At 62.6% G+C, this 20,869-nt stretch carries 14 protein-coding genes and 3 pseudogenes; 8 read left to right on the top strand and 9 right to left on the bottom strand.

Translation table 11 applies throughout. The features are described from left to right. Positions 1–24: 24 nt before the first annotated feature. The 7 genes and pseudogenes from AX724_RS19625 to AX724_RS19605 form a co-directional block, all read right to left on the bottom strand. Positions 25–1,245, bottom strand: coding sequence for a hypothetical protein (locus AX724_RS19625; protein WP_066769958.1), 1,221 nt, complete (start codon positions 1,243–1,245; stop codon positions 25–27). A 67-nt stretch (positions 1,246–1,312) separates the two neighbouring features. Next, positions 1,313–2,557, bottom strand: a complete 1,245-nt coding sequence (locus AX724_RS19620) for a nitrate/nitrite transporter (protein ID WP_066769955.1) — start codon at positions 2,555–2,557, stop codon at positions 1,313–1,315. A gap of 213 nt (positions 2,558–2,770) precedes the next feature. Continuing rightward, positions 2,771–3,966, bottom strand: a pseudogene (locus AX724_RS19615) (ABC transporter substrate-binding protein). Continuing rightward, positions 3,963–4,544, bottom strand: a complete 582-nt coding sequence (locus AX724_RS19610; RefSeq protein WP_066769952.1) for an ANTAR domain-containing response regulator — start codon at positions 4,542–4,544, stop codon at positions 3,963–3,965. Before AX724_RS19610 ends, AX724_RS19615 begins: the two are co-directional and overlap by 4 nt. Positions 4,545–4,699: 155 nt before the next feature. Beyond that, positions 4,700–4,825 (bottom strand): annotated as a pseudogene (locus AX724_RS23725) (cytochrome d ubiquinol oxidase subunit II); the annotation flags it as partial. Positions 4,826–4,882: 57 nt separating this feature from the next. Then, positions 4,883–5,052 (bottom strand): annotated as a pseudogene (locus AX724_RS24875) (cytochrome ubiquinol oxidase subunit I); the annotation flags it as partial. Between the two features lie 91 nt (positions 5,053–5,143). Then, positions 5,144–6,886, bottom strand: a complete 1,743-nt coding sequence (locus tag AX724_RS19605; protein ID WP_197421644.1) for a gamma-glutamyltransferase family protein — start codon at positions 6,884–6,886, stop codon at positions 5,144–5,146. On the opposite strand from AX724_RS19605, the gene AX724_RS24250 reads away from it, so the two are divergent. Continuing rightward, positions 6,885–7,106 carry a hypothetical protein gene (locus AX724_RS24250; protein WP_197421643.1) on the top strand — a complete coding sequence of 74 codons (222 nt, stop codon included), beginning with the start codon at positions 6,885–6,887 and terminating at the stop codon, positions 7,104–7,106. The genes AX724_RS19605 and AX724_RS24250 overlap by 2 nt on opposite strands. A 461-nt stretch (positions 7,107–7,567) precedes the next feature. Here the strand turns inward: AX724_RS24250 and AX724_RS19595 are convergent, their stop codons facing one another. Beyond that, positions 7,568–8,539 carry a helix-turn-helix transcriptional regulator gene (locus AX724_RS19595; RefSeq protein WP_066769941.1) on the bottom strand — a complete coding sequence of 324 codons (972 nt, stop codon included), beginning with the start codon at positions 8,537–8,539 and terminating at the stop codon, positions 7,568–7,570. A gap of 398 nt (positions 8,540–8,937) precedes the next feature. On the opposite strand from AX724_RS19595, the gene AX724_RS19590 reads away from it, so the two are divergent. The 7 genes from AX724_RS19590 to AX724_RS19560 all read left to right on the top strand — a co-directional run bounded on the left by AX724_RS19590 (position 8,938) and on the right by AX724_RS19560 (position 20,464). Then, positions 8,938–10,845 (top strand): amidohydrolase, encoded by a 1,908-nt coding sequence (locus tag AX724_RS19590; protein WP_197421642.1) that lies wholly within the window; start codon positions 8,938–8,940, stop codon positions 10,843–10,845. 74 nt (positions 10,846–10,919) lie between these two features. Continuing rightward, positions 10,920–12,302 carry an aminotransferase class III-fold pyridoxal phosphate-dependent enzyme gene (locus AX724_RS19585; RefSeq protein WP_066769937.1) on the top strand — a complete coding sequence of 461 codons (1,383 nt, stop codon included), beginning with the start codon at positions 10,920–10,922 and terminating at the stop codon, positions 12,300–12,302. 79 nt (positions 12,303–12,381) lie between these two features. Further along, entirely contained in the window at positions 12,382–13,899 is a 1,518-nt protein-coding gene (gene adh, locus AX724_RS19580) for an aldehyde dehydrogenase (protein WP_066769994.1), read from the top strand. Between the two features lie 28 nt (positions 13,900–13,927). Further along, entirely contained in the window at positions 13,928–14,359 is a 432-nt protein-coding gene (locus tag AX724_RS19575; RefSeq protein ID WP_066769929.1) for a DUF779 domain-containing protein, read from the top strand. An 8-nt stretch (positions 14,360–14,367) separates the two neighbouring features. After that, the gene (locus tag AX724_RS19570; protein WP_066769928.1) at positions 14,368–16,278 is read left to right on the top strand and encodes an AMP-binding protein; all 1,911 of its coding nucleotides are present in this window, start codon (positions 14,368–14,370) and stop codon (positions 16,276–16,278) included. 166 nt (positions 16,279–16,444) lie between these two features. Then, positions 16,445–19,024 (top strand): TonB-dependent receptor, encoded by a 2,580-nt coding sequence (locus tag AX724_RS19565; RefSeq protein ID WP_066769919.1) that lies wholly within the window; start codon positions 16,445–16,447, stop codon positions 19,022–19,024. A gap of 81 nt (positions 19,025–19,105) precedes the next feature. Continuing rightward, entirely contained in the window at positions 19,106–20,464 is a 1,359-nt protein-coding gene (locus tag AX724_RS19560) for an APC family permease (RefSeq protein ID WP_066769917.1), read from the top strand. A 179-nt stretch (positions 20,465–20,643) separates the two neighbouring features. Here the strand turns inward: AX724_RS19560 and AX724_RS23715 are convergent, their stop codons facing one another. After that, on the bottom strand, positions 20,644–20,805 hold the full coding sequence (locus tag AX724_RS23715) for a hypothetical protein (protein WP_156448174.1): 162 nt from the start codon (positions 20,803–20,805) through the stop codon (positions 20,644–20,646). Positions 20,806–20,869 lie beyond the last annotated feature (64 nt).

Below are 20,869 nucleotides of genomic sequence, written 5' to 3'. Positions count from 1 at the left end.
GAACCGGCTCAAGCCATTTCGAGGTTACAGGCTCCAGTCCGCCTGGAGCCAGAGCTTTTCCGTCTCCGTCGCCAGCGCCTTCGCATCATAGTGAGCGTAGCGAACCGAGAGCATCGTCTTCCGGAGCTTCGCGGAGGCGAGCAGATTCCATTCGTCGCCATAATGAAGGTCGAGCCGGTCGCTGCTGAAGCGATGCCAGGTGGCCGACAGGTTGACGCCCGACAGCGGCCCCAACTGTTTCAGGCCGTACCCACCACCCACATAGACGTCGCGTACGCCATTGGGCGGGGTGGTAAGGAATTTATCGGCCCAGCCCTGGAATTTGAAATTGGTGCCGAGCGGCGTTTGGAAGCTGGTGAGCGCCGCGCCCGCTACCCCGCTTCTGGCCGCACCGAGTACTTCATAGCCGGCATTGAGTTTCCAGCCCCTCATGTCCAGCGTCGCGTCGGCGAGCCAATAGTTGGCGCGATAGCTGTTGGGATTTCGATGGTAGTCGGACTGACGCGCGTGGCTCAACTGATAGGAGAGTTTCGCCGTTTTCGAGAGCGGCCGTGTGCCGGTGAGGCGCAGGCCGTAGGTCTGGCTGGAAAGACGATAGCCCTGCACTGCGGCCTCGTCCTGATCCACCAGATAGGCGAAGCCCGTGAGCGTGCCGACCGGCGTTGCATAGGAAAGATTGGCGAAGATATTGTCGCCACCGATCGCCTGCTGCCGCGCGCCTTTGCCGTCGATGCCCCAGATGGTGCGGGCACTCCAGGCATAGGCGATGTCGAGCTTCATCCCCTTTAAGGGCGAGAGTTCAGCCCGCACCGCGTCGAAGGTCTGGGCGTTGTCGCGGAAGGCGACATTGCCGACGAAGCGCTCGTCGTCGAGCGCGATATTCTGGCGGCCGGCGGTGAAGGCGAACGCCTTTGCCTGATAGCGAAGCTGGGCGATATAAAGAGCGATATTCTGCGGGTCAGCGATGATCGGGCGCGTGGCCGCCCCGTTCACCCCGTCATAATAGTCGTCGATGATGGCAAGGCTCCCCTGCCCTACCACCGTCGCCGAAAAGGCTCCGTTGGTGGCGGTGCCTCCAGCGCGGACGCGGGCAGTGAGCGCGTCGCTGGTTTCGGTGGGAAGCCCGTCCTGCCGCGCATGTTCGTAACGAAGGCGGGCTTCGGCGACGGGCTTGAGGCTGATCTGCTGGGCGCAGGCCGGCCCGGCGACGGCCAGCGTGGCCGCCGATACGAGAAGATATTTCATGAAGGTCGTCCCCCCTTAGGACGGGTGATCGGACCGTGCTCCGGCGAATGCCGGAGCACGGCAGCAGTCAGATGCGCGCGCCGCTGGTCCAGGTAGCACGCCACTTGCCCTTGACCAGGGCGAGGCCGATCAGCGCCACGACGGCAAGCCCTGCAAAAATCAGGAAGCCTGGGGCGAAGCTGCCGGTAAACTGCTTGGCCAAGCCCAGCGAACTGGCGAGGTAAAAGCCGCCGACGCCGCCCGCCATGCCGACCAGGCCAGTCATGACGCCGATCTCCGCCTGGAAGCGCTGCGGCACAAGCTGGAACACCGATCCATTGCCGGCGCCGAGCGCCAGCATCGCGACCACGAACAGGCCAAGCGCGCTGACGAGAGTGGGCGCGAACCCGACTCCGGCGAGCGCCAGAGCGGCTACGAAAAAGACCATCATCAGCGCCTTCGACCCGCCGATCCTGTCGGCAAGGGCGCCGCCCATCGGCCGGACCAGCGATCCGGCGAAGACGCAAGCAGCGGTGCAATAGCCGGCGATTACCGGCGTGAGGCCGAACTGGTCCGTGAAATAGATGGGCAGCGACGCAGCAAGGCCGACGAAACCACCGAACGTCACCGAATAGAAGGCCATCAGCCACCAGGCGTCGGCCTTTTTCAGGGGTTGGAAATAGTCGACCAGCTTCTTGGGCGCAGGGGCGTTCGGCGCATCCTTCGCCATCAGCATATAGGCGACGAACACGATCGTCAGCGGAATGCAGGCAAGGCCCAGTACGGCGTTCCAGCCGAACAGCTTCGCGAGCATCGGCGCGAAGAGCGCGGCGAGCACCGTGCCCGAATTGCCCATGCCGGCTAGGCCCATAGCCTTCCCCTGATGTTCGGCCGGATACCAGCGGCTGGCAAGCGGCAGGGCGATGGCGAAGCTCGCCCCCGCAAAGCCCAGGATCACGCCCAGCGCAAGCGTACCGCCGAAGCTGTTGACGCCCAGCGCCCAGGCGCTGAACAGGCCGGCGATGACAATGATCTGGCTGATTGCGCCCGACCGCTTAGGCCCGATGCGGTCGACCAACAGGCCGTTGACGACGCGCAGGAACGCGCCAGCCAGCGTGGGAGTCGCCACCATCAGCCCCTTTTCGGCCGGAGTCAGCAGCAGCGTCTTGGCAATCATCGGCGCGAGCGGGCCAAGCAGCACCCACACCATGAAAGCGAGGTCGAAATACAGGAAAGCGGCGATCAACGTCGGTGTGTGACCGGCTTTCCAGAAGCTGGTCGCGGCGGCGGGCGCGCTGTCCTGCGTGTCGCGATCCCAATAAGCGGTAGCCATGATACGTCCCCCAATAAACGGAAATGGACACGAAAAAAGCCGCAGGCCGGACGTACGCCATTGGCGTGTCCGATCAGCGGCTTTGCTGCGATGTGGAGAGGATGCGCGGCCCACCCTTGGGACGATGCATCCGAATAAGCGCGCTTCGTCGCGCGACCCTTATGTTATCCCGCGATTCGCATCATGTTGCAAGGCACAAAATTGCGCCTTTATTCAACGGCGGGCGGTAAAGCCGGCAACATAGTCTTCGATCCGTTCCGGATCGAAAATGCGTCCATCAAAGAATCGGTCCGGCCCCAGAGTCAATTCCCCGCGCCGCGATCCGACGCCCAGCGGTCGGTCGACGGCCCCTTCCACCTTCATGCTCGCGCCGGGCATCGCGACATCCATATCGGCGAGCGCGCGGCGATAGACATCCGGGCGAAATACTCCGCCCGCCTTAGCCGCCACAGCTGGGTCATGCGTCACCATGTCCCAGCGGACGAACTGCGAGTAAATCCAGAGCGCCTGGCTGCGCCAGGGGAAGGGCGTGGCTTCACGGGCAAAGAGCATGAAATCGGGATGGGCGATCGCCGCCTCCCCGGCCCGCGCGACGATCTGGCCCGACAGCGCGCGAGCAATGAGGTCGGCGGGCTGATCGACATAGCGGCTGTCCGAGAGCAGGTCGGCAAGGACGGTATGGTTCGCCGTATCGTCGCACCAGGCCGCCGCCCCTGCCAGTGCGCGCAGGAGGCGATCGACAGTATCAGGATTTTCCTCCATCCAGCGTTCGCGGAAGGCCAGCACCTTCTCCACCCCGCGCCGCCAGATGCGCTCGCCCGTCGCCACCGTTTCGGCAAGGCCCGCCTCGACCGCAGCGCTGCCCCACGGTTCGCCGGCGATGAAGCCGTCAATCTCGCCCGCGCGCATCGCCTCGACCGTCAGCGAGGGAGGCAGCACGCGCAGCAGCACGTCCCGATCCGGATCGACGCCCGCGCTCGCAAGCCAGTAGCGCAGCATCAGCGCGTGACTGGAAAAGCGATGGACGACCGCCACAAGCCGATCGCGGCGGCGAAATCATGCGCGGTGCCCAGCGGATCGGCGATACGCGCGGCGACATCGGGCTCCAGCGCCTTGGCGAAATCGCTCGCCATCACCAGCATATTGCCATTGACGCCCAGCTTGTAGGGCGCCGCGATCGGCGCGGCCTGTTGGCTGAGGCCGAGTGTGACCGCGACCGCCAGTGGGGCGAGCATCTGCGCGGCATCGACCTGTCCGAAAACGAGCCGGTCGCGCAGCGTCGCCCAGCTGGTCGTGCGGACAAGATCGAGCGTCAGCCCTTCAGCCTCGGCAAAGCCCCGCTCCCGCGCGGCGACCAGCACGGCCGCGTCGTTCAGCGGGAGGAAGGCAATCTTCAGATGAACGGTCATGTCCCCCCTCCCAGCAGGTCGCTGGCAGTGATCAGCGCCTGCGCGACATCCACGATCTTCTTCCCCTGATTCATCGCGCTCGACCGCAGCAGCGCATAGGCGTCCTGCTCGGAAAGGGCGCGCTGGTTCATGAGAATCGACTTGGCGCGATCGATGATCTTGCGGTCGTGGAGCGCGGTGCGCGCTTCCTCCAGCTCCGCCTGCATCTTGGAAAAGGCGTTGAAACGGCGGACAGCAAGTTCGAGCACAGGCTTCACCCGCTCCTTGCGCAGGCCATCCACGACATAGGCGGAAACCCCCGCATCGATCGCCGCGCCGATCATCGTTTCGTCCGACTGGTCCACGAACATGGCGATCGGCCGGGCAAGTGCGCGGCTGACGGTCAGCATTTCCTCCAGCATGTCGCGGCTGGGGCTGCCGAGGTCCATCAACACGACGTCCGGGGCCATGCGTTCGAGGCGCGCAACGAAGGCGCCGCGGGGCGGGACGATGTGGATGTCATCATAGCCCGCGTCCCGCAGCCCTTCCTCCAGGACGGTCGCGCGCAGGCCGCTGTCGTCGATGATCACGATTCGCATGGGGCTGGCTCACCGGACATGGGACGGCAGGTCGGGCAATGGCAAGGCAAGGTCAAGAGGGGAGGCCGCAGGTGAGTTCCTTCCAGCCCCACTGGTGGACGTCGTTTCAAGCACTGTCAGGCTGGCGGCGAACCGGCATGGCCGCTCCGCAGCTGGCGGCTCTGGCCGACCTTGAAAAAGGGAAACAGGATGCCGATGCCAAGATCGAAGCCGTCCATCACAACATAAGCGATGATGGCAAAGCCGACGAGGCCGGCCCAGATGACAGTGAGATCGGTCATGCCGACGCTCCCTCAATGATGGCCGGTGCGGGCGCGATATCTGCGCTGCGAATGGGCGCGTCGCCCGGCTTCCGTCACGATCCAGCCGGGCAGCACGGCGACCAGCCCCGATGGCCCCATCAGCACCGCGAAGCGATGCAGCAGCGGCCAATCGTAAGCGCTTCGCGCCAGCGCGCGATCAGACTCAGGAGGCCAATACCGAGCATCGCAAAGCCGATGCGGACCATCTCGAATCGCGGGTTACCGGCACCCGACATCTCAGGAAGGTGCCGACCAATACATGTCGTTCCGACACCAGGTTGCGAATGTCAGCTTCGATCACCAGCCGACGGCTTCGCCATCCTTCCGGTGATCGGATCCGGCTATGTAAGCGCCATTGACTGGCCCACCGGGTTTCGTCGACGCCGGAAAATCTCCCACATGTTCGGGCTTGAAACGGATGGCCTGATATCCGCCCATATTTTCGCCGTTAGCGCTTTCGACAACGTGGCCACGTTGGGCAAGTTCGGCTCCAACAAGGCGGTATAACTGCGATTCGAGTGCCAGGCGATTGCGCGCCTGCACGTGCGTGAAGCGTGCCGCGTCGCTCGCCGACTGCACATTGGCGCCGAAATCGAGTATATCGACCAGCACTTGCGCATGTCCCTGCGCCTGTTGCCCGCCGCCCATCAGGCCGAACGCCATAAGCGGGCGACCGTCCTTCATAAGAAATCCGGGCAAAAGCGTGTGGAAAGGACGCTTGGTCGGCGCGACGACGTTCGGGCTGGCGGGATCGAGGTTGAACAGCGCGCCGCGGTCGCCAAGCACGAAACCGTATCCCGGGATGGTGATACCGGAGCCGAAGCTGTCATAGATGCTGTAGATAAACGACACCATGTTCCCTTCGCGATCCGCCGTCGCGACATAGACCGTGCCGCCGATCGCTTCGCCGCCCGGTGGGATCGGTGCTGCGCGCCGCATGTCGATGCGGTTGCAAAGGCTTGCGGCATAGCTTTTGGAAATCAGCCTGTCAGTGGGCACTTTGGAAAAGGCCGGATCACCGTCGTGAAGGGCGAGGTCGGCATAGGCGAGCTTCTTCGCCTCTATCATCAGGTGAAAATAATCGGGCGAGCGCGGGCCAAGCTTCGCGATGTCCAGACCGAACTTCGGCGCGCAGGCCTCGACGATGTTGAGCATCTCCAGGACAGCCATGCCTTGTGGGGGAGCCGGCATTTCATAAACGTCCACGCCCCGATAGCGGGTGGTGATCGGCGTGTCCCATGTGACCTGGCTGGGCGCAAAGTCTGACATTGCGAAAAAACCGCCGAGCTCGCGCGATCGCTTGACGATCGCCTGCGCCACCGGCCCGCGATAGAAAGCGTCGCGGCCGCCGTCGGCGATCAACCGCAGGGTTCGACCCAGATCGGGATTGCGGAAAATCTGGTAGGTTTCCGGGATTCGGCCGCCCGGGAGATAGACGCGTCGTGACTCGGGGTCGGCGCTCAGCACCTCGGCACCGTAGATCCAGTCGTTGCGGATGCGTTCTGAAATCGGAAATCCGTCCTCGGCCAAGTGGATAGCGGGCTCCAGCACGCGTCCGAGTGGCAGGGTGCCAGCCCGCTTCAGCAGCGCGACCCAGCCATCCACGGCGCCGGGCACCGTCGCTGAGTGGATGCCGTGCAGTGGCATTTCCTTGAAACCTTTCGCCCGGTAGGCTGCGAGCGTGGCGGCGGCCGGCGCGCGCCCGATCGCGTTCATGGCAATCAGCCGATGCTCCTTCGCGAGCCAGATTATCGCCAAGGCGTCGCCGCCGACGCCGGCGCTCGCCGGCTCGACCACGTTGAGCGCAGCGGCAGTGGCGATCGCGGCATCAATCGCGTTACCGCCGGCGCGTAGGATGCCCAAGCCGGCCTCCGCGGCCAATGGCTGGCTGGTCGCTACCATGCCGTTGCGGGCAAGCACTTCGGAGCGCGATTGGCTCAGCCATCCGCTCGTTCGATCGCCGGATACCGCCTGCAGCGCGGGAGCGGGAAGTGACGTGACGGGTTCCGGCCGACCGGCATCGGCCAAGGCACTCGCCATGAGCGCCGCTATCACGATGGATCGTATCCGCATCACATTTTATCCCCAAGCATCAGTCTTCGGCCGATCTCGCCATCACATCCTCTGTGGCTTCGTTATGGTGCTCGATGTCGGCTTCAGAGTGCGCGACAGTCGCCCGGGGCTCTGCGCTCGCGACATGTTCCAGGCAGCGGCCATCAGTCACGAACAGTTGACGATGGCTTCGGAGCCACAGGCTTGAAATTCAGCGACATGTCCGATCGCCGGGAGGCCAACGATATCGCAGGAAAATAGCGTGATAGAATTATGGACAGCCGCATTTGTGCTGATGAAGCTGAGCACGCAATTGTCGAAGAGTCGCGCTTTGTGCTGCTGCTTCCCGGTCATCCACCCATTTCCCTTCAGCGCCACTCCAAACCGCCCCGAACCATGTGCGTGACGCACCCTAAAGCCAGCGAGTCCGAGAAATCGCGGCGTTCAGAGCCACGATCATTCGATATTGCGTGCCAAATTGCAGCAAAGGTGGCGCCGAGCGTATATCGGTTGTTGGAATTGAAAGAGTCGACGAGGGTCGGGTGCTTCTGACTTATCCCCATCGAGCGTTCCAGCTGATTTGCCGGCGCTGCACGCAGATTAGCGGGACATCGCTATGCCCATGGCGAGCAGCCCGAACTTCCGACCACCCGCCATGACCGGCCCCCGTCAGGTTGCTTGAGCTTCGCCACCGGCCCGCGCGCGCACGTTGCGCGGCGACGCGCCATAGCGCTTACGAAAATTGCGATCGAACGTGCTTAGCTCGTTGAAGCCCCAGCGAAAGGCGACTTCGGTAATGGTGCGCTTAGATTGGATGGGCGTGGTGAGTTCGGCATAGCAACGGTCCAGTCGCCGGTCACGGATCCAGTTCCAGAATGTTTCCCCTGACGCCTGAAAGGCCCGATGCAAGGTGCGCACCGATACCCCCGCGCGTGCAGCGACCATGGCGGGCGTGAGATCCGGGTCGTCCAGTTTCGCGGCGGCGATGGACTTGAGGTCGTTGAGGAGCGTGGTCCGCGCTGCGTCGGCGATCGAGCCGGTGGCCTGGGTGCCAAGTTGCACGATCGCTTCGGCCAGGCCCGCCTGCAACGCGGCGCTGTCCGCCGCGGTAAGAGCGGCGTGTGAATTGAAGATGGCCTTGATGAAAGAGGCGACACAGGCCGCGATGCCGGACTCGCTGGAGAATACACGGTCGAGCCCGATGGTCCGCCCATAGGTCATGCTTTGGACGAGCGAGGATGGCAGGTGAATTCCGATGGTTTTGCTGCCCGAAGTGGATGTGTGATATTCCAGAAGGTTGCGTGAGCGAAGGAAAACGAAGTCGCCGGGTCCGACTTCATGGCAATAATCGTCGCTTATGATGCTGAGGTTGCCTTCGAGGATATACTGCAGCGAATACCCCAGTTTTGCTGAGCTTTTGCGCATCGAGTAACGATGAAGCGGCGAATTGCACCGGTGCACGGAACAACTCAGCCGGCCCAGATCGAAAGCCATGGAGAAGGCTTCAAGGACATCCCTCTCCTGTATCTCGGCAACGACTTGACGTTCCAGATCAATAGAATTGTAATAGGCAGCCAGCGCCTCCGAGTAGCGCGCGGTGCGGCCGATTTCAGGCATTTTTTGCGTGGTGAAGTCGAGCATCGCAGTGCACCTCACACTTGTATGACGGGGTAAGCCTGACACAGTCGCAGGCATGTTGCAATGCCGTGACAGAGAAGGTCGGGATTGGCACGGAAAGTCGAAAATGCTGTCTCGCAACGCTGTGATCTGCAAGCCGGCGGCAAGCTAAGAACGCGTAGCTGAGGGGCGATGCACCTCATGTGTCGGGGCGGACTCCGCCCGTTCTTGGGAGAATGGCGATGCACGTCGGATCTGCGGCAGGTCGAGCCTGGTCGGGAAAGCTCAAGGCAGCAGCAGCTGCATCATCGTTGGCGATGGCCCTGTTGTCGTTGACGCCGGCGACGGCACGAGGGCCGGTTCCGGCTGACCTCGTGCTCAGGAACGCGCGAATCTACACGGTTGATGGCTCACACCGAATCGTGGAAGCGCTGGCTGTGAAGAATGGCAAGCTTGTGTTCGTGGGCGACGGCAAGGCGGTCGGCGCCTATATCGGCGGCAATACGGTCGTCGAGGATGCGGGCGGAAAGCTTGTCCTGCCCGGCTTGGTCGATTCGCACATCCATCCTCGTGGCATCGTCGATTTCGGAGGATGCAACCTTGAGGCGAAGGCGCATACGCTGGCGGAAATCGCCACGCTGGTGCGCCAGTGCGTTGTGGATGCGAAACTCGAGCCGGGGAAATGGCTCGCCGTTTCCCAATGGGAATATGCGGCCGGTAATCAGACCGACTCCAAATTTGCAACGCTTCGAGCTGCGCTGGATGCTGCTGCACCGGACAATCCTGTCGTCATGACCGGCTGGGACGGCCACCATGGCGCTTATAACAGCCGAGCGCTGGCTCTTGCCAAAAATGCGAAGGGTGAGACCGTCGGCTATTCCAAAAAGACGCTGGAAACCGATTTCGCGCACTACAAGGCTGTCGTCGGCGTCGATATTCACGGTGAACCCAGCGGCGACATGCAGGACGAGGCTCGTTCGCCGATGGATTCGTCGGAGACGTCTGTCGAGGAGTTCGCGAAACTGCTTGCTGAGCCCCAGCTGCTCGCGCAGCGGCTCAACAGCCGCGGCATCACGGCGATCTGGGACGCCGCGACCTATGCATCGGACGGCATTTTCGGGCCGGGCAGCATGTACGACGTGTACGACAAGCTTGAAAAGACCGGGCAGCAGAGCTTCCGCGTCAACATGGCGCAATATTGGACGCCGGAAGACTTCCGGGACGCGGACGGCCGGGTGAACTGGGACGCGCTCTTCGCCAAGGCCGACGCCATCAAGGCAAAATATGCCAATAATCCGCTCGCCAGGGCAGATTCGGTGAAGATATTCGCGGACGGCGACATGGAGGCCAATCCGAACAACACGCCGCCGACCTTCGGAGCCGCTTTCCGTCCCGTCCCCTATTTGCAGCCAATCTTCGAAAAGGATGCGAAGGGTTTCTTGTCGGTGAAGGACTATGTCGATATTTCGTCGCCCGAATGCGTCTATGCGCGGGCCGTGCCGGCTGACGTGTCTTCGCCCACGGCGATCGCCGATTTCACGAAGCGCTACGGTTTCCACCCGGGGCAATGCGCCATCTCCTACGGCATTCCGCAGCATGCGCCCTGGATATTCAACGACTATGTCATGAAGGCGCACCTCAAGGGTTACACGATCCACATCCATACGATCAGCGACGCAGCGGTGCATATGGCGCTTGAAGCCGTGCTTGCGGCGCGCAAGGCGGACGGGGTCACCACGCGACCGGACTCGCTTGCGCACCTTCAATGCGCCACCGCCGAGGACGTGAAGCGCATCGGCGAGAACAAGCTCAACCTCATCTACACCTTCAGCTGGATTTACGCCGAACCCAAGGGCTACGATCTCAGTACTGTTCCCTTCTTCAACAAGGTGAAGGGCAACAGCTATGAGGCGCTGCACAAGCCCGGCGACTATTTCGAGCAGTGCAACTATCCCACCAAGTCTTCGAAGGATGCCGGTGGGGTCATCGTCGCCGGTTCGGACGCTCCAGTCCTGACGCAGGATCCGCAGCCGTTCATGAACATGGAAATGGGCGTGACCCGATCCCGTCGTGGCGGCCAACCGAGCAGCCCCTGGCAGCGCCTTGCCATTGAGGATGTGATTGATGCCTACACCATAAACGGTGCCCGCGCGCTCAATCGCGGGTCGGAGATCGGATCGCTCGAAGTCGGAAAGTCGGCTGACTTCATCATCGTCGATCAGGACATTCTGGAGCTTGCCCGCGCCGGTCACGCAGAAAAGATCGGCGACACCAAGGTGCTCGGAACCTGGTTCATGGGCAAGAAGGTCTATGCACCCTCGTCCCAATAAGCCGGCGTTCGCCCAAAAGTTAACAAACCAATATCGTGCCGGTGGCCGTGCCGGCGCGCAGGAGCTTACCCCCGATGACGTCTTTTGAGATCGATGAATCGACCCGCTTCGTCGCGGATCGTGATCGTGTAACCTGGATCGACCGGCGCGAGGTTGCCCGTTTCAGCGAGCGCACACGGGCGTCGAACGCGTTGCGCGAACGTGCTCTGGCCGTGATGCCAGCGGGCGTACCCAATTCCTGGATGGCCGGCTATTATGCGCATCCGCAACTGTTCGCCGACCATGGCGCCGGTTCCCGCTTCTTCGACCCGGACGGGAACAGCTATATCGACATGAACGTGTCGGACCTCTCGATGACGATTGGCTTCGGCGTGCACGAAATCGAGCAGGCGTTGGCCGACCAATATCGCAAGGGCGCCCATTTTCTGTTGCCGACCGAGGACGCCATCGTGACGGCGGAGTTGCTGGCCGCGCTGACTGGTATGCCGTCATGGCAGTTTACGGTCGCGGCATCAGGATCGAACACCGATATCATGCGCATCGCGCGGCACATGACGGGCCGCCGCAAGCTGGTCGTGTTCGAAGGCAAATATCACGGCCATATCGAGGAGACGCTGGTCGTCTCGCAGGATGGCCAAAATGTGCCGGAATATCAGGGCATGTCGGGACGGCGTGCGGAAGACACGATCATCCTGCCATTCAACGATCTCGAAGCGGTCGCGCGCGTGCTCAAACAGCGTGACGTCGCGCTCGTGCTCACCGAACCGGCGATGACCAACTGCACGCTGGTGCTGCCGGAACCCGGCTTTCTCGAGGGGTTGCGTCAACTGACCCAGGAGACGGGGACGATGTTGTGCATCGACGAGGCGCACACTTTCTCCTTCGCTTATGGCGGCCTGACCAGGCTGTGGCAGCTCAAGAGCGACTTCATGACCCTGGGCAAGGGATTCGGCTCGGGCGTCGCCTTTGCCGCATACGGAATGACGCGGGAGGTGGCGGACCATGTGGAGCGGCATCTCGACATCCTCCACCGTCGATCGGGCATCGGGCTGGGCGGCACGCTCTATGGCAACGCCCTGTCGATGGCGGTCGCCAGGGACATGCTGGAGCATGTGCTGACCGAGGCGGCCTATAACCGCATCTCGGTACTCGGGACCCGCATGGCGGACGGGATCGACGCGCTATGTCGCGACCTGGACCTGCCATGCCGCGCGTTCCGGCTGGGGCCGCGATCGGGTATGTGCCTGACAACCGAGTTGCCGCGCAACTATCGGGAGGCACGCCCTTCGATGGATCTCGACATGCTCGATGCGCGGCGCGTGTTCATGGCCAACAGGGGCTATTGGGACTGTATCGTCAGTGCGGGTCCGCAGGCCTCTTTCGCCCATAGCCCCGAGGAAATCGACGGTTATGTCGCCGTGCTCGGCGAGTTCATGGAAGAGCTCGTGCGCGGCTGAGGACGATGTGCGGCGGGCTCCCCAGCCCGCCGCACATGCCCGAGCCGGTGATTGAAAACAGATAAGAAAGAGGATGAAGATGGCTGAGGAGGATCGCGATGTCGTCATGAAGGCTCCTTTCGCGGAGCGGTACGACAATTTCATCGATGGCCGTTGGCTTGCGCCGAAAGCGGGCCGGTACTTCGACAATATCTCGCCGATCACCGGTGGCATCATCGGGCAGATCGCGCGTTCGCAGGCGGAGGATGTGGAGGCCGCGCTGGACGCGGCGCATCGCGCCAAGGATGCCTGGGGCCGGACGCCGGTCACCGAGCGCGCCCTGATTCTCAATCGCATCGCCGACCGGATGGAAGCCAATCTGGGTACGCTCGCGCTGGCCGAAACCTGGGACAATGGCAAGCCTATCCGCGAATCCACCGCCGCCGACGTGCCGCTCGCCATCGATCATTTCCGCTATTTCGCCAGTGTGATGCGGGCGCAGGAAGGATCGATCGGCGAGATCGACCATGACACGGTGGCGTATCACTTCCACGAGCCGCTGGGCGTGGTCGGGCAGATCATTCCCTGGAATTTCCCGCTGCTCATGGCGGCATGGAAAATGGCCCCGGCGCTCGCGGCAGGCAATTGCATCGTGTTGAAGCCCGCCGAACAGACGCCTGCTTCGATCATGGTCTGGATCGACCTCGTCGGCGATCTGCTGCCGCCCGGTGTACTCAATATCGTCAACGGTTTCGGCCTCGAAGCTGGCAAGCCCCTCGCCTCCTCGAGTCGCATCTCCAAGATCGCCTTCACCGGCGAGACGACGACCGGCCGCCTGATCATGCAGTATGCGAGCGAGAACCTGATTCCGGTCACGCTGGAACTGGGCGGCAAGTCGCCCAACATCTTCTTCGACGATGTCGGGCGCGAGGACGACGATTTCTTGGACAAGGCGATCGAGGGCTTTGTCATGTTCGCGCTCAATCAGGGGGAGGTCTGTACCTGCCCCAGCCGCGCGCTGGTCGCCGAGTCCCTCTATGACCGGTTCATGGAGCGTGCGCTGGCGCGCGTCGCCGCCATCCAGCAGGGCAATCCGCTCGACTTTGCAACGATGATCGGCGCGCAGGCCTCGTCCGAACAGTGCGAGAAGATCCTCGCCTATATCGATATCGGCCGACAGGAGGGGGCGGAACTGCTGGCTGGCGGCAAGGCGGCCAATCATGGCGGCGCCCTGTCGGGCGGCTATTATGTCGAACCGACCGTGTTTCGCGGGCACAACAAGATGCGGATCTTCCAGGAGGAGATTTTCGGCCCCGTGCTGTCCGTGACGACGTTCAAGGATGAAGAGGAGGCGCTCCAGATCGCCAACGACACGCTCTATGGCCTGGGCGCGGGTATCTGGAGTAGGGATATGAACACATGCTATCGCTTCGGCCGCGCGATCAAGGCGGGCCGGGTGTGGACGAACTGCTACCACGCCTATCCCGCCCATGCGGCGTTCGGCGGCTACAAGCAGTCCGGCATCGGTCGCGAAAATCACAAGATGATGCTCGACCATTATCAGCAGACGAAGAATATGCTGGTAAGCTACAGCCCCAAGAAACTCGGCTTTTTCTGATGTGTCACGTTAGCGGATCAGCGTTTCGATGGTAGGCGGCGATGCGGAAGCGGATGTCGCGGGGCAGATCCCCCGCGTTATCGCGACGCCCGCCGCGCGCGCCTTTGTCGCCGAACTCAAGGCCGATCATGGCGCGCTGTTGTTCCACCAGTCCGGAGGATGCTGCGACGGTTCCTCGCCCATGTGTTACCCGGCAGGGGATTTTCGTATCGGTAGCAGCGACCTGCTTCTCGGCATCGTCGACGATGTCCCGGTCTATATCGGGGAGGCGCAGGCCGCCGCCTGGGCCCATACCCAATTGATCCTCGACGTCGTGCCTGGGCGCGGCGGCATGTTCAGCCTGGATAATGGCCGCGAAAAGCGGTTCCTCGCGCGCGGACGGGTCTTCACGCCGACAGAAATGGCGGCGCTGTCCGCCGAGGCCGCGAAAGGACGCTTCAATCAGGACGAGGCGCCATGAGTCGTGACATGGCCGATGACGGCGAAGCCGGGACGGAACCGCCCTACGTCACTCAGCGGCGCAGGAGCCTGAACGATCGAGAGGCGTTCTGGATGGATGCGGCGAAGGCGATCGAATGGGATGTCCCGCCGCACCGCGCCTTCGATCCGGCTGCTGGCTGGTATCCGGGCGCGACCCTCAACACGTGCCACAACTGCCTGGATCGCCATGTGCTGGACGGTCGTGGCGGAACGACGGCGCTCATCTACGAAAGCCCGGTCACCGGAATCTCGAAGCGCTGGACCTATCAGGAAATGCGGGACGAGGTAGCACGCGTCGCCGCAATGCTGCGTCGCCTCGGCATCGTGCGCGGCGACCGCGTCGTGATTTATATGCCGATGGTGCCCGAAGCGATTTTCGGGATGCTGGCCTGCGCCCGGATCGGGGCCATCCATTCGGTCGTATTCGGCGGATTTGCGGCGCACGAACTCGCAAAGCGCATTGATGACGCACGTCCCAAGCTGCTGATGACGGCGAGCTGCGGCGTGGAAGGCGCGCGCGTCATCCCGTACAGGCCGATCGTCGAAGAGGCCATGGCCGCCGCCTCGCACAAGGTGGAGGAGGTTCTCCTGCTGCAGCGGGACCGGCTAGCCGCAGACATGAACCCGGAGCACTACCGCGATTGGACGGCGCTGCGAGAAGCCGTCGCCAAAGACCCGTTGCCGCCCTGCGTCATGCTTGGCTCGGCAGACCCGCTCTATATCCTCTACACGTCCGGCACCACGGGAACGCCAAAGGGCGTGGTGCGCGACAATGGCGGTCATGCGGTCGCGCTGGCCTGGTCGATGGCAAACATCTACGGCATCGGCGCTGGCGATGTCTTCTGGGCCGCGTCCGATGTGGGCTGGGTCGTGGGCCACAGCTACATCGTCTATGCGCCGCTCCTCGTCGGAGCGACGACGATCCTTTATGAAGGCAAGCCGGTCGGCACGCCCGACGCAGGCGCCTTCTGGCGAACAATCGTCACGAACGGCGTGAAGGCCTTCTTCACCGCGCCGACGGCGATCCGCGCAATCCGCAAGGAGGATCCGCAGGGGCGGATGCTCGACGCCATCGGAACGGGTCGCCTTACCGCGATCTTTCTCGCCGGCGAACGGGCGGACCCCGACACGGTGAGCTGGCTGGAGCACCATAGCGGGCTGCCGGTCATCGATCACTGGTGGCAGACGGAACTGGGCTGGCCCGCGATCGCGCCATGCCTGGCGCTAGGCGACGGCCGGCGCCGCCTGGGCAGCGCCGGACCACCGGTCCCCGGCTACGACATCCTCGTCGTGGATGAGGATGGCGTCGAGTGCCCCGCCGGCGGCAGCGGTGCGATCATCGTGCGCGAGCCGCTCCCGCCCGGCGCGTTTCGCGGCCTGTGGAACAATCAGGCCGGCTACGCCAGAAGCTTCGCGCGCTTTTCCGGCCATTATGAGACCGGGGATTATGGCTATCGGGACGAAGAGGGATTCTTCTTCGTCATGGGACGAACCGACGACATCATAAACGTGGCCGGTCACCGTCTTTCGACCGGGCAGATGGAGCAGATCGTGGCCGCTGTCGATGGCGTGGTCGAATGCGCGGTCATTGGTCTGGACGATCCGATCAAGGGCACGGTTCCCCTGGCCTTTATGGTGGCGCGGAAGGATCTGGACGCGAGCGCGCTGCCGGCGCGGGCGATCGCCGCGGTGCGCCGCGATCTCGGCGCGATCGCGACCTTGAGCGGGGCTCATGTCGTGCCCGAACTGCCCAAGACGCGGTCCGGCAAGATACTGCGGAGCCTGCTGCGCAAGATCGCCAATGGTCAAGACTGGACGATGCCGCCGACCATAGAGAATGAAGCCACGCCTTTGGCGATCACGGCGCTGCTAAACGGCACGGTGAAAACCGATGGCTAAGTCCGCGGTCTGCGCCTCAGACCCCGTACGCTGGCACCACAAGCCTGATGACATGGCACTCAGCGCGTCGCCATGACGGTGCGCGCGTAGAATTATGATGCGCGTGGGAGATCACTCAGCGGCTGTGACTTGAAGTCAAGCACGGCGCAAAAGGGGAGCAAAGGTTATGAGGAGTTTTTCGCGCAGGCACAGGAGTATCACGGTTGGAGTCGCGCTGACCGCGGTTGCGACCGCATTGTCGGCCCATGCGCAGGAGCCGCAGAGCGAGGCCAGCGAAGTCCAGCTTCAGGGATCGACCGAAATCGTCGTGACCGCGACGCGCCGGTCGGAGACGCTCTCGAAGGTTCCGATCAGCATCAGCGCCTTTTCCCAGCAGGAATTGCAGGCAAGAGGCGCGCGCGAGTTTTCCGATGTCGTGCGGCTGACGCCGGGCCTGTCATTGCAGAAATCGCCGATCGGCGGCAACCAGGTTTCCATTCGCGGCATCGCGTCCAGCGCGGGCGCCTCGACCACCGGCATCTATATCGACGATACGCCCATCCAGGCGCGCAATCTGGGCTATGCACCCAGCACCTCCTTCCCGGCGCTGTTCGACATCGAACGCGTGGAGGTTCTTCGCGGGCCGCAGGGTACGCTCTTCGGCGCCGGATCGGAAGGCGGTACGGTCCGCTTCATCCAGACCGAACCCAGCCTCGACAAATTTTCCTATCGCGGGCGCCTGGAGGCATCCACCACGCGGGGCGGTGCCCCCAGCTATGAGGCGGCCGCCGCCGTCGGGGGCCCCATCGTCCAGGACAAGATCGGGTTTCGGCTAAGTGCCTATTACCGCCGGAACGGCGGGTGGGTCGACGATGTCAATGGCACCTACACGATCGTCGATCCCACGGCCGCGTCCTATCGCAACTCGATCACCTTCAACAAGACGGGCACGATCGAGAAGAACGCAAATTTCGACACATCGCTCCTGCTTCATGGCGCGTTGGTCATCGCGCTCAGCGACAATTTAACCCTGACGCCCTCGATCACTTTCCAGAGGCTGCGCAACAATGACGGCATCGGGCAGTTCTGGCTGGCCGCGTCCAACCCGGACAAGGCGCAATATGCCAGATATCTGTATCAGGCGGGCGATCCAGCGACCAACGCGTCGCTGACACCACTTTCGGGGGGCAGCAGCGAATCGGGACAGGATCGCTTCTACCTGCCCGCACTCAAGATAAACTGGGATCTGGGCTTTGCGTCGCTGACGTCCAACACCTCCTACTATGATCGCCAGCAGAGCCAGCGGGCCGATTACACACGCTATTATTATCGCTACATGACCCAGCAATTCATCCCGCCGGCGGGCGCGCGGGCCCATTCCGATTTCGCGAACAAGCAGCGGAACTTCGTCCAGGAAATCCGTCTCCAGTCGGCACAGGCGGAGTCTGCTCTGCAATGGGTCGTGGGCGGCTTCTATTCGCGCAACGTCCAGACCGCCCGGCAGCCGATTTCAGAAAACTTCACCGCAAACCTGCCGGTCATTTCCTTCGGTGGCGTCCCTTATGGCGTTGCGGATGGAGAACCGTTCGGGCCGGGTTCGACGGCGTTCCTCAACACCTTCGGCGTGCCGCTTTTGCCCGGCTCGGTCAGTTATGACGAGAACCGGCACCTCGTCGAAACGCAGCTCGCAGGTTTCGCCCAAGCGGACCTGCGCATGTTTGAAACGCTGAAATTGACCGCCGGCGTCCGGGTTGCACGCAACCGGTTCGAACAAAATGTCGACCTACTTGGCCCTGAAAGCAACATCAACGCGCCATACGGCACACCATGCGCGGTGTATGCGAGCGGCCCGTGCGTCGTTGGTCAAGGGGCGCTGACGCCAGTATATCCGAGCGCTTTCTCCCGAAAGAACGAGACGTCCGTTACGCCTAAGTTCGGCATCACTTACGAACCGGATGGACGAAATCTGTTTTATGCAACTGCGGCCAAGGGGTTCCGACCGGGCGGATCTGGGCCGATCATACCGCCAAATGTCTGTGATGCCGATTTACGCACGCTCGGCTACGCGACCACGCCGACGACCTATAATTCAGACTCGGTCTGGAGCTATGAAGCCGGCAGCAAGAACCGGTTCTTCAATGGCAAGGCCTCTATCGCGCTGAGCGGATACATCATCAAATGGAAGAATATCCAGACGGACATCGCCCTGCCGACGTGCGGCTATAACTTCACCGACAACGCCGGCGACGCGACGGCCAAAGGCTTTGACATGGCCATCGATCTGTCGCCGCTTCCTGGTCTGCTCCTGACAGGCGCGCTCGGCTACACCAAGGCGACGTTCGACCAAGATGTCGAGGGTGGCGCCAACGTTATATTCCCGAAGGGATCCGGCGTGCCCGGCGCTAGCGCCCCGTGGAACGTCGCTCTCTCTGGCACCTACAACTTCCCGCCAGTCGGCGACGTCAACTTCTATTCACGTGTCGATTTCACCTATTTGTCACGCGAACGACGCGCAGGGCAGACGCAGCCGGGGGCGTTCGCCTACAACAGGCTGCTGCGACAGGTGCCGTCCTATTCCACGCTCAATGCGCGCGTCGGAGCCACCTTCGGCCTGTTCGACCTGTCGTTGTTCATGACGAACATTACCGGCGCGCATCCCTTCCTGCTCCTGGGTCCCGCATCGCGCCCGATCCTGAACGACCCCGCCTGGGTGGCGACGACGTTGCGGCCGCGCACGGTTGGATTGACTCTGTCGATCAAGGGGTAAGGCTCATCCTGACCCGGGTGACTAGCGCGCCGTGGGCCGCGCTTGTCACCCTCCCCATTTTGCAGGACGGAAGGCATTTCAGTGGGCGATCATCTTAAGGACAATTCCGTCTCGTTCGTCGGATCGATGATGATGGGCGTAGCTGGCAGCGCGCCTGCCTCGTCCATCGCGATGGGCACCGCCGCGCTGATCGGGACGGCGGGTGGCTTCGCCCCTATATCGCTGCTCATCTTCGCCATTCCGATGCTGGGCATCGCAAAGGCCTATCAAGCGCTGGGACAACGCGACGCGAATGCAGGCGCGTCGTACCAATGGACGACGGCCATTTTCGGCAAGATGCTTGGTTTCTTCTCTGGCTGGGCCCTCCTCATCGCCACACTGCTCTTCGTGGTGAGCGGCACGGTGCCGATCGCGACGGCGACGCTCAATATCATAGCGCCAGACAAGGTGGGCCATGTGTTCACGACGTCGATCGTGGCGAGTATGTGGTTCGCCGTGATTTCTTCGATCGTCGTCGCCGGCATCACGGTGACCAGCCGGGCGCAGACGATTCTGACTGTGGCGCAGCTGCTGATCCTCGTCATCATATTGGCGGCGGCCCTGTTGCACATTAGCGCGGTCGGAACGGCTGAACCGTTGGGTAAACAATGGCTTGGTCACGGGTTGGGCCTGGATGGGTTCGCCGCGACGGCGCTCGTCGCGGTCTATTTCTACTGGGGCTGGGACGTGACGTCCAATTTGGGCGAGGAAACGGTCGGCGGCGGCGAGAAGGCCGGGCTGGGCGGACTGCTCAGCATATTCATCACCATTCTGCTTTACGCCGGCTTCGCCGCCGTAGCGTTGATGATGTTCCCGGTGAAGGACGCGGCGAACCTGACGGACAATCTGATATTCAACATCGCACACCGGGCCGGGCTGTCCTATGCGGGCGGATTGCTGGCGTCCGCCGCGGTCATCCTTTCCAGCATCGCGGCCATCGAGGCGACCATGCTGATGTTTTCCAGGACATTGTTCGCGATGGGACGCGATGGGTCGATGCCCAGAATTTTTGGAACCGTCAACCATCGCACCTTGTCGCCGTCTGCCGCCATCTACGCGATGATCGCGCTTGGCCTGGTGTTGATCTGGGCATCTGCGCTGATGCCGAGCGTGCAGTTGTTGCTGTTCGCATCGGTGCGGGCACTCGGCTTTCAGGTAGATTATTATTTTGGACTGGCGGGCCTTGGCGCGGCCTGGATCTTCCGGGATTGCTACAAAGCCTCGCTGCGCCAATGGCTGGCCCTGTGCCTGTTTCCCGCGGTGAGCAGCGTGACGTTGATCGGTCTGGGCCTTTATGCGGTAACGACATTCGATCTGTGGACCAATGTCATCGGTATAGGCAGCTTCGCGGTCGGACTTGTTTTCCTGGGGCTGTGTTACAGAAATGACAAGGTCGGATGATTTGAAAGATTATTACGCATTTGACTCAAACTGAGAGAGTCTGATTGCTTGGCGTGCCGATCATCCGATCCTGGGCGGCGAAGGCCCAAGGCGACCACAATATATCACACTCCACGCGGTGCGTTGACACGAGCAGATAATCGCCGCCGCGTGATTCCCGGATGCCGCCCAGGCACGTCTCATCCCAGATCGCTCATGGGTGCACATATATTGGCCGCGGCGGTATCACTGGTCGTGAAGGCGACATAGCTGTCCCAGTAGCGCTCGATCCGAGTCTGGCCGCGCGTCTGGATGATGGTGGCCCATACCGCATCGTCGAGCGAGGCCGGCCCCGTGCGCATTATGGAACTTGAGGATCAGCGTGCAATAGGCACCCCCTTCGTGGGGTGATCGGCGTGCAAAAAG

The sequence above is a fragment of the Sphingobium sp. CCH11-B1 genome, from assembly GCF_001556865.1.
Classification (GTDB): Bacteria; Pseudomonadota; Alphaproteobacteria; order Sphingomonadales; family Sphingomonadaceae; genus Sphingobium.
Note: the sequence above shows the minus strand (reverse complement) of the source record. Positions and strands in the feature narration are given on the sequence as shown.

Coding starts and splice junctions, on each gene's coding strand:
- AX724_RS19625 (WP_066769958.1), bottom strand. CDS start 1,245: ATGAAATATCTTCTCGTATCGGCGGCCACGCTGGCCGTCGCCGGGCCG.
- AX724_RS19620 (WP_066769955.1), bottom strand. CDS start 2,557: ATGGCTACCGCTTATTGGGATCGCGACACGCAGGACAGCGCGCCCGCC.
- AX724_RS19610 (WP_066769952.1), bottom strand. CDS start 4,544: ATGCGAATCGTGATCATCGACGACAGCGGCCTGCGCGCGACCGTCCTG.
- AX724_RS24250 (WP_197421643.1), top strand. CDS start 6,885: ATGAGCGCCGCTATCACGATGGATCGTATCCGCATCACATTTTATCCC.
- AX724_RS19605 (WP_197421644.1), bottom strand. CDS start 6,886: ATGGCGAGTGCCTTGGCCGATGCCGGTCGGCCGGAACCCGTCACGTCA.
- AX724_RS19595 (WP_066769941.1), bottom strand. CDS start 8,539: ATGCTCGACTTCACCACGCAAAAAATGCCTGAAATCGGCCGCACCGCG.
- AX724_RS19585 (WP_066769937.1), top strand. CDS start 10,920: ATGACGTCTTTTGAGATCGATGAATCGACCCGCTTCGTCGCGGATCGT.
- adh (WP_066769994.1), top strand. CDS start 12,382: ATGGCTGAGGAGGATCGCGATGTCGTCATGAAGGCTCCTTTCGCGGAG.
- AX724_RS19575 (WP_066769929.1), top strand. CDS start 13,928: ATGGTAGGCGGCGATGCGGAAGCGGATGTCGCGGGGCAGATCCCCCGC.
- AX724_RS19570 (WP_066769928.1), top strand. CDS start 14,368: ATGGCCGATGACGGCGAAGCCGGGACGGAACCGCCCTACGTCACTCAG.
- AX724_RS19565 (WP_066769919.1), top strand. CDS start 16,445: ATGAGGAGTTTTTCGCGCAGGCACAGGAGTATCACGGTTGGAGTCGCG.
- AX724_RS23715 (WP_156448174.1), bottom strand. CDS start 20,805: ATGCGCACGGGGCCGGCCTCGCTCGACGATGCGGTATGGGCCACCATC.